The 726-nt window shown below is 40.1% G+C and carries 1 protein-coding gene; it reads right to left on the reverse strand.

What is annotated here, in order from left to right; translation table 11 throughout:
• Positions 1-684 (reverse strand): LysR family transcriptional regulator (locus DWZ16_RS15295; RefSeq protein WP_147353446.1); only part of this gene is annotated, 684 nt, incomplete at its 3' end.
• Positions 685-726 lie beyond the last annotated feature (42 nt).

Consider the following 726-nt stretch of genomic DNA (forward strand, 5'->3'; position numbering starts at 1 on the left):
GGTATTGATGGTTCCGACTTCTACAAAAGAGGCGAAATTATGTATGTCCTGATTGTAACCGTGAAGAATAGAACGCAGATTGAGATAGGATTTTGAACCTTCTTCTCTGAAAATCAACCGATAGGGATGTAATTCTTTAAAATCTACGGTTTTTCCGGCCAGCGGATGAGTGGGAGCGCAGATGCAGATGATTTCAGACTCGAATAATTCGTGGCATTCATATTCTTCCGGTGGACAGTAAGTATCCACAATACAAGCCTGGATTCTTCCGTTTGCTAATTGAACTAACAAGTCATCAGATTCTCCCATATAGATGCTGACCTTTTTTTCAGGGTATTTGTCCAGATATTTTCCCATTACTTTTGCAGCAAATGTTTCTCCGAATCCGGTCAGGGAACCTAGTTTGAAAACGTCAGGTTCGTTGATGGGGACAGAAAGCCGGTTTTTTATGATTTCTGAATCAGCCTGTACAGATTGGGCATATGAGCGGAGGAGACGTCCTTGATCGGTTAGGTGAAGTCTTTTTTTCTCATCATAATAAAATAGTTTTGTTCCGTAATACTGTTCCAGATATTTGATGTGCTGAGTTACGGCTGGTTGAGTCATATGAAGCTTTTCAGCGGTTTTGGTATAATTTTTCGTTTCACAGAGCTCTAAAAAGGTACTGAGCTTATAATTTAACACAGATATACTCTCTCCTTTCTGCGTGAATATCTGTATAAGGCG

Origin of the sequence: Clostridium sp. AF29-8BH, from assembly GCF_003478145.1 — a bacterium.
In the GTDB taxonomy this organism is placed as follows: domain Bacteria; phylum Bacillota; class Clostridia; order Lachnospirales; family Lachnospiraceae; genus Otoolea; species Otoolea fessa.